This window comes from Paeniglutamicibacter psychrophenolicus, from assembly GCF_017876575.1.
Classification (GTDB): domain Bacteria; phylum Actinomycetota; class Actinomycetes; order Actinomycetales; family Micrococcaceae; genus Paeniglutamicibacter; species Paeniglutamicibacter psychrophenolicus.
In genome coordinates, this window is sequence record NZ_JAGIOE010000001.1 from 4,551,444 (window position 1) to 4,565,880 (window position 14,437).

The window sequence follows — 14,437 nt, forward strand, 5'->3', positions numbered from 1 at the left end:
CGAAACCATTCTGTCGGCACCGAGGTGCTAGTTTCGAAGCTACGCCACTTCGCCAAAGGAGCACCGTCCCGTGTTTTTCCTCGATCAGGATTTGATCTACTCCGCTTCCGACCTCGTGACGGCGGCCGGCTGTGAGTTCGCTTCCCTGAGCAAGCTCGATGAACGCCTGGGACGAAGCGCCAGGGCCGACTTCGGCCCCGACGAAATGCTCGAACGCACCGCGGTGCTCGGAGACGCCCACGAGCACAAGGTGCTCGAGGAACTCCGGACGCAATTCGGCGACCACGACCCCGCCACCGGACGCGGCGTCAAGATGCTCGCCGCCGGGGTCCGCGGTGACCGCGCCTCCCTGGTCGCGGCCCACGAGGAAACCCACCAGGCGCTGCTCAACGGTGCCGACGTGGTGTTCCAGGCGACCTTCTTCGACGGGGAATTCGTGGGCTTTGCCGACTTCCTCATCCGCGAGGCCGACGGCTCCTACGCGGTGTGGGACACCAAGCTCGCCCGCCACGCCCGCGTCACCGCCCTGCTGCAGCTGGCAGCCTACGGCGACCAGCTGATCGGCGCCGGGATCCCGGTGGCCGAACAGACCACCCTGGTGCTCGGGGACAAGACCCACTCGGTGCACCAGATGCACGAGCTGCTGCCGGTGTTCAGGGACCGCCGCGCCCGCTTCAAGGATCTCACCGCCGCCCACCGCGCCGGAAACGACCCCGTTGGCTGGGGCCAGGACGGCATCGGGGCCTGCGGCCGCTGCGACTATTGCGCCGCCCAGGTCGCTGCCCACCGCGACCTGCTGCTGGTGGCCGGCATGAGCTCCACCCGGCGCAAGAAACTCCTCGAGGCGGGCATCAGCACCATCGACGAGCTCGCCGCCTCCAACACCAAGGCCCGGGATCCGCACCACAAGCTCGCCGAACAGGCCCGCATGCAGGTCGGGCTCGGCTCCACCGACGGAACCATCGGCGGGGTCGCCTACAAGATCAACGCCAACCAAACCATTTCCCGGCTCCCGGAGGCCGATCCCGGGGACATCTTCTTCGACTTCGAGGGCGACCCGCTCTGGCAAGACCCCTTCGACGAATCCTGGGGACTGGAATACCTCTTCGGCGTCATCGAGATCGACACCAGGGAGCCGGTCTTCAAGCCCTTCTGGGCCCACTCGCGGGCCGGCGAGCGCAAGGCCTTCACCGACTTCGTTGCCTACGTCGAGGCCCGGCGCGCCATCTTCCCGAAGATGAAGATCTACCACTACGCGCCCTACGAGAAGAGCGCGCTGCGGAACCTCTCGCTGCGCCACGTGGTTGCCGAGGACACCATCGATGCGTGGCTGCGCGAGGGGCTGCTGGTCGACCTCTACGACACGGTCCGCCATTCCCTGCTGATCTCCGAACGCTCCTATTCCATCAAGAAGCTTGAGCCGCTGTACATGGGCGAGCACCTGCGCGGCGGGGACGTCAAGGACGCCGGGGCCTCCGTGGTCGCCTACGCCAAGTACTGCGAGCAGCTCGAGGTCGATGAGGCAGCGGCCGCGCGGATCCTGGAATCCATCCGCGACTACAACGAATACGACTGCCTCTCCACGCTGCGGCTGCGGGACTGGCTTCGGGGCCTGGTTCCGCACGAACCGCACACGCAATGGGTGGACGAGGCGGCCCTGCCCGGCATCGACGACGTGGAGCCCAGCGCGGAGGAAATCGCGCTGCGCGAATACCTTGAATCCCTGCCGGCGGACCGTGCCCTGAGCAACGACGAGCGGGCCATTGCCATGGTCGCCGCCGCCACCGGCTACCACCGCCGCGAGGCCAAGCAATTCTGGTGGGAGCACTTCGACCGGCTGGACCAACCCTTCGACGCGTGGGCCGACACCCGCAACGTGTTCCTGGTCGATGACGCACAGGTGGTTGAGGACTGGCACAAGGCCACCGCCCGCGCCCAGGTGGAAACCCGCGTCACCGAGCTTTCCGGCACCATGGCCGAGGGCTCGGACTTCAAGGTCGGCAGCTCCTGGTTTGCCATGTATTCCGCTCCCCTGCCGCCGGAGCTCGAACCCAGCAACGCGCAGCGGGCCGGGCTCTTCAACGCCGTGGTGCGTCAGAACGAGGACCGCTTCGTCGTTGCGGAGAAATCCAGCAAGAAGGTCGCACCCTTCGGCACCCTGCCGGTGGCGCTGACCCCCGACCAGCCGATCAACACCACCTCGTTGCGCGAGGCCCTGGCGGAGCTCGCGCGCACCGTGGGAGGTGCCCTGCCCTCGCTGCCCAGGCACCCGGGCATCGACATCCTGCGCAAGTCCGCCCCGCGGTTCAAGAGCCTTTCCGCCCCTCCGGCCCCGGCGCTGGTCAACGGGCAACGCAACGTCGTCGGCGCCATCATCGAGGCCCTGAACGACCTTGACCATTCCTACCTCGCGGTGCAGGGACCTCCCGGCACCGGCAAGACCTTCGTGGCCTCCCACGTGATCGCCGCCCTGGTGAAGCAGGGCTGGAAGGTCGGGGTCGTCGCCCAGTCCCACGCGGTCGTGGACAACGTGCTCACCAAGGCCATCACCGGTGCCGGGGTGCACCCGGAGCAGGTCGCCAAGAAGCTGAAGGCCGGGGACAAGACCGAGGTCCCGTGGGCCGGCACCACCGACGACGCGGTGGAGGAACTGCTGAACTCGGATGAGGGTGCGCTGATCGGCGGCACCGCCTGGACCATGACCGGCAAGCGGGTCCCCGAGGGCTCGCTGGACCTGCTGGTCATCGACGAGGCCGGGCAGTATTCGCTGGCCAACACGCTGGCCGTCTCCCGCGCCGCCACCCGCCTGCTGCTGCTGGGCGACCCGCAGCAGCTGCCGCAGGTCACCCAGGGATCGCACCCGCAGCCGGTGGACGAGTCCGCGCTGGGCTGGCTCAGCGCCGGGCACCCCACGCTGCCAGAGGAGCTGGGCTACTTCCTGGCCGATTCGTGGCGCATGCACCCCAAGCTGTGCGCCAAGGTCTCGGCACTGAGCTACTCCTCCAAGCTGCAATCGGCCCCCGCGGCCGCCAAGCGCTCGCTGTCCCACGTGCCGGCCGGGGTTTCCACGGTCTTCGTGGAGCACCGGGGCAACACCACCCAGGCGGTGGAGGAGGCGCACGAGGTCATCAACCAGGTCCGCGCCCACATGGGGCTTTCCTGGATCGGCGACGAGGGCAAGGAGCCCCGGCCGCTGCTGGCAAAGGACGTGCTGGTGGTTGCCGCCTACAACGCCCAGGTCAACCTGCTGCGCACCGAACTCGACGACGCGGGGCTGGCGGAGGTGAAGGTCGGCACCGTGGACAAGTTCCAGGGCCAGGAGGCACCGGTGGTGATCGTGTCCATGGCGTGCTCCTCGGCCGACGACGCGGCCCGCGGCATCGACTTTTTGCTGAACCGCAACCGGATCAACGTGGCCGTCTCGCGCGGGCAATGGCGCGCCGTGATCGTCCGCTCCCCCGCGCTCACGCACTTCCTGCCCGGCACCCCTGCCGCCTTCGCGCAGCTCGGGGCATTCCTGGCCTTGGGTTCCTAGTGAAAGGGCGATGATGATGGTGCCTTGCTTCAAGCGCAAGATTCCAGACCAGCCGTCGAACGGTGAATCCTTGGCTTGGCTTTTTCTGAATTCGAGAGAGTGGATGCACCGGCGGGTCGAAGCCTTGCGGCTCGATCAGTCGGGAGCAACCCGCCTGCACATTTCGCATGACGCAACAATACGGGCTGAGTATCCAATCGTAAGGACAACAGGACGAATAGTTGTGTTTCTAGGTGCAATCCGTAAAGGAGGTCTAAGGAAATTTGACGTTTGCGCACCCGATGGAACGCCGGCGTCCATGCTCAACACCGCCCAAAATACGGCGTTGGTGGTGGAGATGTTGAAATACCTCTTGTCTCCGTATCTCTCGCAGTCCCAGGGGTGGAATGAGACCATCTTTTGGGAATCTGATCACGGCATTTGTGAAGCTACACTCCATGACGGGCTTGCTGCCGTTGTGGAATCAAGAAGTTCGAACGGACTTGTTACTGCGACAATGGGCTTCGTAGCCGAAATGTTGACCAAGAATGGCGACGATGTCGCCGCAGCCAGCCTGCTGGAAGCGCTATTTCGTCAGTTGCAAGATAATTTCCTGCTCTTGGCCGAGATCAGCGATGAATATCTCGGTCATCGCGTTGTCTTGAAATATTCGCGCGACGACGAAGTCCCGTCGACGGCAAGAGGCAGTTCCAGCGCATCCCGTCGTCAAGCACCTTACGACCAGCTTCCGAATGCGATTGACATAGAACTTCCGGAGTTTGCCACTGCTGACAGCTTCCACCTCGAGGTTCAGGTTCCCCCGGGGCTAATCATTACCGAATTGTCGCTCCAGCAATACGAGCTTGACTTGGAAGGGGGCGAAAATGAAATCTCTTCCGATTCCGACTGGTCAATATCAGAGAGATCAATTGCCCATGTAACGCTGGCGGCCAAGCACAGTCTGACTTTTGCCCGCGCCCAGGTTTTTGTCATGCCGGCTTCCCAAGGACTTGTTAGATTTACCAACATCACCGTGGTGATTATCGCTGTGATTGCAGCGCTCGGCCTGGTGGAGGCGCTCTTTCCATCGACGATTCTGAACCACAAGGCGAAGCCAGATTCATCGTTGACGTCACTTCTCCTTGCGCTACCCGCGTTCTTCTTGTCTTGGATGGCAAGAGCCCCAGAACACACCTTGGTGGCTCAGGTCCTTGAAGCACATCGTCGCGTCTTGTTCTTCTTGTCCCTTAGCCTCTTCGCCCTCGCGGCCATGATTGCTATTCACCTACAGACAATTTTTCTCGAAGTAGCTTCGTTATTCGCAGGTTCAATGATTTTGTGGGCAATCCTCCAGCTGACGTATCTCCACTTTTCGATGCAATCCGAGCGGCGAACCTCTATGCTTGGGAACAAAACATCACGTATGCGAGTCGGGAAGGACCGGAAACATCAATGAGCACCACTACGACTTCTGCAACCAACCGCCGACCCGCTCGTTTCAAGCTTTCAACGGCTTCCGCCACGATGTTGCCCCCCTCCCGTACCGTGGTTGGAAAAAAGCAAGTCGACAAGGCTGTCAACGATCTGTTCCAAAACGCCAAGTCCGCACAGTCAAAGAAAGCGCGCTAAAGCCCACTCCGAATCTTGTCTCCACTGTCGCCGGTTATGACGCCACTTTTCGGAGACTTCAAGGCGAGACATGGGTACGTGCTAGAAATTAAGCCATGACAACGCGCGTATTGGCCGGCAAAAACGTCAAACCCCTGGGCTTTGGCGCCATGAACATCACCCATGGCTACTCCAACTTCCCCAGCGACGACGAGGCCGGGCGGCTGCTGCACGAGGTGCTGGATTCAGGGGTCGACCACCTGGACACCGCCACCCTCTACGGCGGGCACCGCAGCGAAAACCTCATCGGACAGCACCTGAAGAAACGCCGCGAGAACTACTTCCTGGCGTCCAAGGGCGGGCTGTCGCTGATCGAGGGCCGCGGGAAGATCGACGGGCGGCCCGGCACCCTTCGGGCCCACGTGGATGCGTCCCTGCAACGGCTGCAGACCGATCACATCGACCTCTACTACCTGCACCGGCTGGACCCCGACGTCCCGGTCCAGGAGTCGGTCGGTGCCCTGGCCGAGGCCGTGGCGCAGGGAAAGATCGGCGGCATCGGGCTCTCCGAGATCTCGGGAGCGACCCTGCGCGCGGCCCACCGGGTGCATCCGATCGCCGCGGTGCAAAACGAATACTCGCTGGCCACCCGCAATCCCGAGCTGGGGATCCTTCGGGCCTGCAAGGAGCTGGGCACCGCGTTCGTGGCCTTCTCCCCGTTGTACCGGGGGTACCTCTCTGGCAACCTGCGCGAGACCGCCTCGCTGCCGGCCGGGGACATGCGCCACTCCATGCCTCGCTTCGAGGCGGAGAATTATGCGCGCAACCTCGAGCTGGTGGACCGGTTGGTCCTGCTGGCAGCCCGGCTGGGCACCACCGCCGCCGCGTTGTCCCTGGCCTGGGTGCTGGCGCAGGGCGAGCATGTCCATGCCATTCCCGGCACCAAGCGCGGCGACCACCTGGCCGAGAACCTCGGGGCGCTGTCCGTGTCGCTGTCCCCGGCGGAGGTTGCCGAGGCAGGGGCGATCATCAACCAGTCCACGATCGCCGGGGACCGCTACAACTTCCACCAGCAAAAGACCATCGACAGCGAGGAATTCGAGCCGGCCACCTAATAAATGGTGGCTACTTCGACTTGGACCGATTGGGGTCGATGACGTCCAAGACGTCAAAGAAATACTTCAGCACCGGCCGGTCCCCGCGCTGCTCCTTGGCGAATTGCAGGCCGTCGACGTTGATGCGCGCCTGGCGCAGGTAGGAATCCCCCTTCTGCATCCACGCCGGGGTGGTCCCGTCGACGCCGTAGAAGAAGTCGAACCCGTCCTTCTTGAGCATCTGGTACTTGGTGCCCTTGTACTTCGGGACCCCGGAGATGTCGGCACCGAACGGGTAGATGAACTGGTCCGTGTCCCCAAGGATGGGGCGCACCTCCCGGTCCCACAGCAACATGTCGTGCTTGATCCTCTTGATCGAGCTGGTGGTCATGTTGATGTGGCCCCAGGTATGGGAGGCAAAGACCCAGCCGTCCTTCTTCAGTGCGGTCGCCACCTCGGTGGCCGTGGCGATGTCCGCCTCCAGGGTCTTTGAATCCGGGTACTGGCTCTTCGAGGTTCGGTAACCCAGCACCCCGTTGTACCCGGTCAAGGCGAGGATGCCCTTGGCCCCGCGGTAGGAAAAGTCGGGGTGCTTCTCCACGAACTCGTCGACGACCGGGGGAATGTCGTAGGCGCCGATGTGCTTCTTGCCCGCGGCGTCCACGTATTCGTTCTTGACCTTGCCGTCGTCATCGATCAGCAGCTTCGAGGCGAACCCGTCCCCCTTCATGTATTCGTAGTAGCTGACGTCGTCCTCGGTGAGCACCAACGGCTTCTTGCCCTTGGGCAGGAGGATGTCCTTGTACTTCATCTTCCCGTTGGCATCCAGGGACGCGATATCCGCGGGGTTCACCAGCACGAAGCCGCGCTTGTACAGCTGCGCAAGCATCTTCTTGAACTCGTCCAGGGTGACCATGTAATTCAGGTAGCCCTGTTCCTTCGAATCCCCATCAAAGGCCCGCTTGGTGTCGACCACCAGGGAGTGGACGAAGAGGTGGGAGATCTTCGAGTTGTCATCCCAGGGAACCGCCTTGGCTGCTGCGGCCTTGATGTCCGCCAGTTCCGCATCGGCCTCGCCCCCTTCCAACCCGGCCAGGGCCTTCTTCGCCGCCGCATAGTCGTAGCCGGCGGCCAGCGCCCTGGCCTTCTCGATCCGTTCGGCCTCGGTGGGGCCCTCGGGTTCCGCGCTGGGGGAAACCAGCGATTGCGGGGCCGAGCCCACCGAGGTGGGGTCGTATTGGCTCGGGGGCATGTAGGGCGGGGTGGTGCACCCCGCCAGGACCAGCCCGGCGGCGGTCATGAGGGCCGCGGCAGCGGCCAGGCGTATCCGAGGTTTCATGGCGTTCCCCTCACTTTTCGTCCCGGAGCGGGGATGGATGGTCCCTCGCGCCTTGGGTCACCGGTGTGGTTCAAACGACCTTACCCAGATCGGGGGCGACCTTAAACGGGCGCGCCGATGGACTAGGATTGTTTGGTCAATCCCCAGCAAAAGGACCGTGATGCGACCTACCCACCAGGCGAGCCCGCTGTGGAGTCAGACGCAACAATTCAGGTCGTCCGCCGCCTGGAAATTGCTCTCCACCGCACCCTGGGCCGTGGCCTTCCTGCGCGCCGAATTCACCAGCGCCAAGCCCCGCGTCGGGCTGGAGGTCTTCCATGCCTCCCTGGAGTCCTTCCTCAAGGTCGTGCGCTCCGAGGACCCGAGTTTCAACGACTCGATGACCGCCGCCCAATATGCCGACGCCTGGGTGCGCAACCAGTTCCTGGCCCGCCCGCTGGTCGACGGGCACTTCGTCTATGAACCGACGGCGCAGACCGCCCGCGTGCTGAAGTTCCTCTCGGACTTCTCCGGGGACCGCACCAACCTGAACTCCTCGCGGCTCAACACGCTGTTGACCTCCCTCGAATCCCTGGCCCACGAGACCGACCCCGACCCGGCCGCACGCATCCGCGCGCTGGAGGCGGAAATCGCCCAGCGCCAGGAGAAGATCGCCTCGCTGCGCGACGGCACCTCCCCGGCGGTGCTGCCCCGCGAGGGCGCCCTGGCCGCGACCCGTTCGGTGCTCGACATGGCCTCGGGGCTGCCCGCAGACTTCAAGCGCATGCGCGACGGGGTGCAGGAAATGCTCCACGCGCTGCGCGGGGAAATCATGGAATCCTCCTCCGTCAAGGGCGTCGCGGTCGGTGCCGTCCTCGAGGGCGACAAGCAGCTGCGCAGCACCCCGCAGGGCGAGACCTTCCGTGGATTTACCGAGTTCCTGAACTCCCCCGAGGCCCAGGCCCGCTTCCGCGAGGCCGTCAACGAGGTCATGGAACGCGACTTCGTCGACGCCCTGGACGCCCAGGAACGCCACACCCTGGCCAACATGCTCCGCGAACTGCGCCGCCAGGCATCCGAGGTCCACCAGTCCTACGGCCGGCTCTCCGAATCCCTGCACGCCTACGTGCAATCGGCCGAGTTCAAGGAGGCAGCGATCCTGCGCGAGGCCGTGCGGGCCGCGGAAATCGCCGTCGCTTCCTCGCGGGTCCTGCACTCGCGCACGCCGGTGACCCCGATCCGGCTCTACGCCCCGCGCTTCACCTCCATTGCGGCGCTGGGCATCTACGACCCGGACGAGCACGTCGCCCCGCCCAAGCTGGCCGCCCCGCCGCCGCTGTCCATCGCCGACATCCGCCGCACCCCCTCCACCCCGAGCCCCGACATCCCGGCGTTGAACCACGCGATCCTCACCTCACGGGCCAAGGCCGGCGGCTCGGTGGGATTGCGCGAAACCTACAACGGGCTGTCGGACGAACACCGGCACCTGAACACCATCAGGTACCTCATCGAGGCCGCCCGCAACGGCGGGGAAGGCATCGACGAGGCCACCCTCGAGGAAATCACTTTCACCCAGATCGACGGCGCCACACGCACCGCAATGGTGCCGGCCATGAGCTTTACGAAGGATCCCGCATGAGCAGCCCACTTCCCTCCGGTGCCGTCGATGAACGCCGCCTCTTTGCGGGCGACACCGGCTCCTTCGAACTGCCGCTGCGCCAGCTTTTGGTGCGCCTGCTGCGCGGCCCCTACCTGGACGGGGTCGCCGAACCCCGGCTCTGGCAGCTGGTGCTGGACCGGCGCGCCGAGATCTCGGCCTATGTCGCCGAGATCTTCCTGGTCCTCGAGGTCGATGCCAACCGCAAGATCGCACTGCTGGCCCCCGTGGACCTGGAGGCCGCGCACACCACCGCGATCGCCCCGCGCCGCGCGCTGAAGCGCGAGGAAACGCTGCTCGCGCTGCGGCTGCGCCTGCTGCTCGAGCGCCACGCGGGCTCGGGCACCGACGCGGTCATCACCCGGGAGGCGGCACGCGAGATCCTGCTGGAGCACCGCGCCCCCGGGGACACCGATGACAAGAAGCTGGAAGAAAACACCGATGCGGCCCTCACCCGGCTGCTGAACCTCAAGCTCGTCCTGCCCACCGAGCTGGCGGACGAGTATAAGGTCTCCGGTGCCCTGGCCCTGGCCCTGCCCTTTGCGGCGATCGAGGAAATCCCCGAGTACATCAAGGCCATTGAACGCGTGGGCACCGATGACACCGAAGAATTCGAGTTGGAGACAGAAGAGCTATGAGCATTGAAATGACCCTCCCGCTCTCCGACGCGCTGAACCCCGGGCAGCACCGACTCACCCAGATCCAGGTCATCAACTGGGGCACCTTCCACGGCCGGCACACCTTGTATGTGGATCGCGCCGGAACCCTGCTCACCGGGCACCCGGGCGTTGGCAAGTCGACGCTCTTTGACGGCATCGGACACATCTTCCATGCCGCACCGCGGCTGAACGAATCCGCGCACGAGGCCTCCACCCGCAAGGACCGCCGCACCACCTACTCCTACATGCGCGGACGCCGCTTCAAGACCGAGGCCGGCACGCTCTACCAGCGCCCCGGCGCCACCTGGAGCGCCCTGGCCCTGGTCTACGAGGACGGGCTGGGTTCGTCGGTGTGCATCGGCGCGATCTTCGACCTGCCGGCCAACGGCCTCGAGGGCCAGGTTGGCAAGCACTACGTGATGGGCGACCGGGTGCTGGACACCGCTGCCCTGGAAGATCACGGGGCCCGGCGCTTCACCCCGTCCTCGCTGCAGAAATCCCTGCCCGGCTTCGAGTCCTTCGACGTGCACCGCGCCTTTGCCGAGAAGTTCCGCCGCCGCCTGGGCATCGACAACGACAAGGCGTTCTCGCTGCTGCGCACCCTGCAGAACGGCAAGGGACTGGACAAGGGCGTGAACCAGTTCTTCCGCTACGAGGTGCTGGAAATCCCCGCCACCATGAAGGCGGCCGCCGGGGCCATCGAGGACTTCTCCCACCTGCGCGGCATCCACCGCCAGCTCGAGGAGGCCCGCGCCCAGCGCGACGCCCTGGCTTCGGTGCCGGAGCAGAAGCTGCGCCACGACGAGCTGACCGCCGAGCTGTCCACCCTCAGCGCGCTGGTCTCCACGCAGCTTCCGGCCTTCGGCGCGCAGTTGGCGACCCGGGCCCTGCAGGGCGAGAATTCCATGCTCGGCGCCGCGGTCGAGGCCAACACCGCGTTGATCGAGGAAAGCGGCGCCCGCAAGGCCACCCTTGAAACCAAGGTCGCTTCGCTGAACGAACAGCACGAGGCCGGAGGCGGTGCCGGGCTGGCGCTGCTGGAACGCGAGGCCCAGGCCGCCCGCAAGCACCTGGCCGAGCGCGAAGAAGTGCTGCGCACGCTGCGCGAGAACTTCGAGGCCGTGGGCCTGAACTTCACCTTCACCGCTTCCGGGCTGCAGGCCATGCGCCGGCAGGCCGCGGTCAGCGCCGAGAACCTGGCCTCCATTGCCAAGGACGCGCGGACCATGGAGTACGAGGCCATGGCAACGGTCATGAACCTCAAGGACCGGGCCAAGAAGCTGCGGCTGCAGATCGATTCCTATGCCAAGCGCGGCTCAAACATCGATGACCGGTCGATCGCCGCCCGCCGCGCCATCGCCGCCTCCACCAACCTGGACATCGAGGACCTGCCCTTCGCCGGGGAACTGATCGACCTCTCCCCCTCCCACGGGCAGTGGCGTCCGTCCGCTGAAAAGGCGCTGAGGTCCCTGGCCACCACGCTGCTGGTGCGCGGGGATGACATCAAGTCGGTCACCCGGGCCATCGACTCGCTCTCGGGCCTGGGCCGGATCCGCTGGATGGACATCTCCAAGACCCCGCGCGAGGTAGTCTCCGGCCCCGGGGACCTGGTGGGGAAGCTCGACTTCAAGCATTCGGCCGCCGGCACCTGGCTGCGCGCCAAGATCGCTGCCGACTACCCGCTGGCCTGCGTCGAAACCGATGCCGGCCTGCACATCCACGACAAGGCCATCTCGCTGGCCGGCACCATCAAGACCGGGTCCGGGACCTTCGAGCGCGACACCCGCCCGGTTGCCGCCTCCGACTACCTCCTCGGCTTCACCAACGCGGAGAAGATCTCCGAGCTGGAAACCAAGCTGGCGGCCCTGGAGGCCGAGACCACCCGCGCCGCCGCGGTGGCCGATGACCGTTCCGCGGCCAAGGACCAGCTGGCCGCCAAGCTGGCGCTGCTGGGCTCCCTGGCCAGCGACGAGCGGTCCTTCGCATCCCTGGATGCCTCCGGCGCCCTGGTCATCCTGCAGGACCTGGAAGCACGCATGGCCGAGGCGCTGTCCCGGTCCGGGGACCTCTCGCATGTGCGCCGGGCCCTGGAGGCGGCGCGCGCCGAACTCGAGGAATGCGTCGGCACCCTGGCCGTGGCCCGCGCCGAGGCAACCACGCTGTCCGCGGCGCTGGAACGGGCCAAGGGTGCGCTGCGCGCAGCGTCGGTGCGCGATGCCAGCACCGAGGACTGGGCCGTGGAGAAGCTGGCAGCCAGCGAGCAGCTGGCCCCGCTCACCAAGCGCCTGGACGAGGGGGCCTCGGTGTCCACCACCGAGCTGGAGGCCGCACTGAACGCGCTGGCCCTGTCGCTGTCCGAGTCCGGTGCAGAGCTCAAGCGCGAGGCCTACACGCTGGAAGCAGCGTTGAAGGACACCTTCAAGTCATTCGCCCGCGAGTTCGGCAATTCCGCCGCGGTCTCCTTCGGCACCTCGGTGGAGGCGGCCGAGCACTACGTCGCCCTGCACCAGGGCATCATCGAGCAGGGATTGCCGCAGCACGAGGAGGAGTTCCGCGAGTACTTCTCCAACCGCTCCTACGAGCGCTTCTCGGACCTGTTGCAGCTGCTGGAGGAGGATCGCCGGTCGATTGCCGAGCGCATCTCGCCGCTGAACCAGATCCTGGCCGATGTCACCTTCGAGCACGGCTCCAAGTTGGCCCTCGAGGTCGCCACGACGATCCCCGACGAGGCGCGGGCCTTCCGCCAGGCGCTGAAGGAGGCCCTGGCAGGGGCGTATTCCTCGCGAGGCGCCGGGACCCTGAGCGAAAGCTACAAGGCGCTCGAGGCCCTGGTCGATGCGTTGGATGATTCCTCGCGCGCCGCCTGGCGCGACACCGTGCTGGATGTGCGCCAGCACGTGACCATCAGCTGCAACGAGCACAAGCCCAACGGAGAAATCGAAACCGGGCTGGAGCCCGGCACGCTCTCCGGCGGCGAGGGGCAGCGCTTCACCTCCTTCATCATGGGCGCGGCCCTGGCCTACCAGCTGGGTTTCGCCACCGCCGGGTTCACCGCCTACGGCACCGTGATGATCGACGAGGCGTTCATCCAGGCGAACTCCGAGTACGCGGCCGCGGGCATCAACGCACTGCAGGAATTCGGGTTCCAGCTGCTGCTTGCCGCCCCGGAGGACAAGATCGATCTGTCCCGGCACCTGGGGTCGGTGTGCGACATCATCAAGCACCCCGAATCCAATGTCTCCGGGTTCGTGGCCTCGGGCCGTTCCCCGGCCGTGGCCACGAGCATCATTTTGCGATAGCCGGTCGGTATTGGCGAGAATGTGCCATCCACCCACAAATGTGGGTGACCAACCGCTAATGTGGGAAGTCGCCCATAAATGTGGGTGATCACCCACATTTATGGGCGACTCGGAGTAGACTGATAGGAACAGGGTCGAACGAGAAGTTCGATGCCGGCAACGCTGGGAGAACATGATGAGGATGCAAAACCCGTTCGCCGCCATCAGCCCAACAGGTGTCGACTCGATTGTGCTCAGTGTTTTGGCCAGGTCGACCGGAATGTACACCACCAGCGACATCATGGGGCTGCTGCCAGAGAAAGCGTCGCGCGAAGCTGTGCGTCAGGCCACGGCCCGACTTGTTGTCCAAGGTGTAATCATCGAGCAGCGCGCTGGCATTCTTTCCATGTTCACCCTCAACCGGGAACATCTCCTTGCGGACGCCATCCTTGCCATCTCAAAAGCCAAGCGGACATTCATTGCAAGACTTCGAGAGGAAATATCCTCTTGGCCAATGCAACCGGTCACAGTGATGCTTTTCGGATCAGCTGCGCGCAACGAAATGGGCAATGGCAGCGACATCGACCTGCTCGTGGTTGTTCCGGATACCTGGCCGGAAGACGAAAACCACATTCAACAGTTGTCCGGCAGAGCATCCCTCTGGACAGGAAACGACGTGCGGCCGTTGGTCTACACCGAGTCGGAAGTCGCCGATGCGCCGATCTTCAACTCGATCCTGACTGACGGAATCGATGTCGCCGGCGACAAAAACTGGCTAAGAAAACGCATCAGGAAGGTGCCAGTACGGTGACACCCAAAGCAGACAAAGTTAAGACGACAGCCGCTGACAAGCATGTCATGGCAGGCCGGCTTGCCAAGGCGAAACAATTTTTGCAGGTTGCTGAAGATGCAAGGGAACTCGCCAGCGATGAAGAGGTGATAGATGCTGTGGTCACCTTGTACGTACACGCAGGAATCGCAGCGGCCGATGCCATTTGTGCCAAGAACTTGAACAGGCACGCCCAAGGCGAAAACCACAACGCGGCAGTCGACCTGCTGGCTTCAGTGGACAAGAATTCAGCAAAGCACCTCAGCACCCTTTTGAGAATGAAGAGTCGCGCCGGATATGGCCACGATTCGGTAAGCCATAGAAACCTGACGAGTGCCGAACGTGCAGCAACGCAGCTAGTTGCCATTGCCAGCGAAGACTAATCCGGTACTTCAAGCACTTCCAAGCTCGTGAAAAGCTCTCCGCAAGGTTGGCCAGTGATCCGGGGCGGGGTACCGACTCCACCATTCGACGGGTACT

At 64.7% G+C, this 14,437-nt stretch carries 10 protein-coding genes; 9 read left to right on the forward strand and 1 reads right to left on the reverse strand.

What is annotated here, in order from left to right:
- Nucleotides 1-70: 70 nt before the first annotated feature.
- From JOF46_RS20470 to JOF46_RS20485, 4 genes are all read left to right on the forward strand, one after another.
- Nucleotides 71-3,535, forward strand: a complete 3,465-nt coding sequence (locus tag JOF46_RS20470; protein WP_209910816.1) for a TM0106 family RecB-like putative nuclease — start codon at nt 71-73, stop codon at nt 3,533-3,535.
- 298 nt (nt 3,536-3,833) lie between these two features.
- Nucleotides 3,834-4,970 (forward strand): hypothetical protein, encoded by a 1,137-nt coding sequence (locus JOF46_RS20475; protein WP_209910820.1) that lies wholly within the window; start codon nt 3,834-3,836, stop codon nt 4,968-4,970.
- Complete coding sequence (locus JOF46_RS20480) at nt 4,967-5,143, forward strand: hypothetical protein (protein WP_209910823.1); 177 nt, start codon at nt 4,967-4,969, stop codon at nt 5,141-5,143. Before JOF46_RS20475 ends, JOF46_RS20480 begins: the two co-directional genes overlap by 4 nt.
- A 95-nt stretch (nt 5,144-5,238) precedes the next feature.
- A complete protein-coding gene (locus tag JOF46_RS20485) occupies nt 5,239-6,237 on the forward strand; it encodes an aldo/keto reductase (RefSeq protein ID WP_209910825.1) in 999 nt (332 codons plus the stop codon).
- A 10-nt stretch (nt 6,238-6,247) separates the two neighbouring features.
- On the opposite strand, the gene JOF46_RS20490 is transcribed toward JOF46_RS20485, so the two are convergent.
- Nucleotides 6,248-7,555 carry a polysaccharide deacetylase family protein gene (locus JOF46_RS20490; protein ID WP_209910828.1) on the reverse strand — a complete coding sequence of 436 codons (1,308 nt, stop codon included), beginning with the start codon at nt 7,553-7,555 and terminating at the stop codon, nt 6,248-6,250.
- 160 nt (nt 7,556-7,715) lie between these two features.
- Between JOF46_RS20490 and JOF46_RS20495 the strand changes: the two genes are divergently transcribed.
- The 5 genes from JOF46_RS20495 (at nt 7,716) to JOF46_RS20515 (ending at nt 14,340) form a co-directional block, all read left to right on the forward strand.
- Entirely contained in the window at nt 7,716-9,173 is a 1,458-nt protein-coding gene (locus JOF46_RS20495; protein WP_209912096.1) for a DUF3375 domain-containing protein, read from the forward strand.
- Nucleotides 9,170-9,829, forward strand: a complete 660-nt coding sequence (locus JOF46_RS20500) for a DUF4194 domain-containing protein (RefSeq protein WP_113764614.1) — start codon at nt 9,170-9,172, stop codon at nt 9,827-9,829. Before JOF46_RS20495 ends, JOF46_RS20500 begins: the two co-directional genes overlap by 4 nt.
- Nucleotides 9,826-13,149, forward strand: a complete 3,324-nt coding sequence (locus tag JOF46_RS20505; protein WP_209910831.1) for an ATP-binding protein — start codon at nt 9,826-9,828, stop codon at nt 13,147-13,149. The genes JOF46_RS20500 and JOF46_RS20505 overlap by 4 nt, the downstream gene beginning before the upstream one ends.
- 181 nt (nt 13,150-13,330) lie before the next feature.
- Nucleotides 13,331-13,939 (forward strand): nucleotidyltransferase domain-containing protein, encoded by a 609-nt coding sequence (locus tag JOF46_RS20510; protein WP_245348213.1) that lies wholly within the window; start codon nt 13,331-13,333, stop codon nt 13,937-13,939.
- The gene (locus JOF46_RS20515; protein ID WP_209910835.1) at nt 13,936-14,340 is read left to right on the forward strand and encodes a hypothetical protein; all 405 of its coding nucleotides are present in this window, start codon (nt 13,936-13,938) and stop codon (nt 14,338-14,340) included. Before JOF46_RS20510 ends, JOF46_RS20515 begins: the two co-directional genes overlap by 4 nt.
- Nucleotides 14,341-14,437 lie beyond the last annotated feature (97 nt).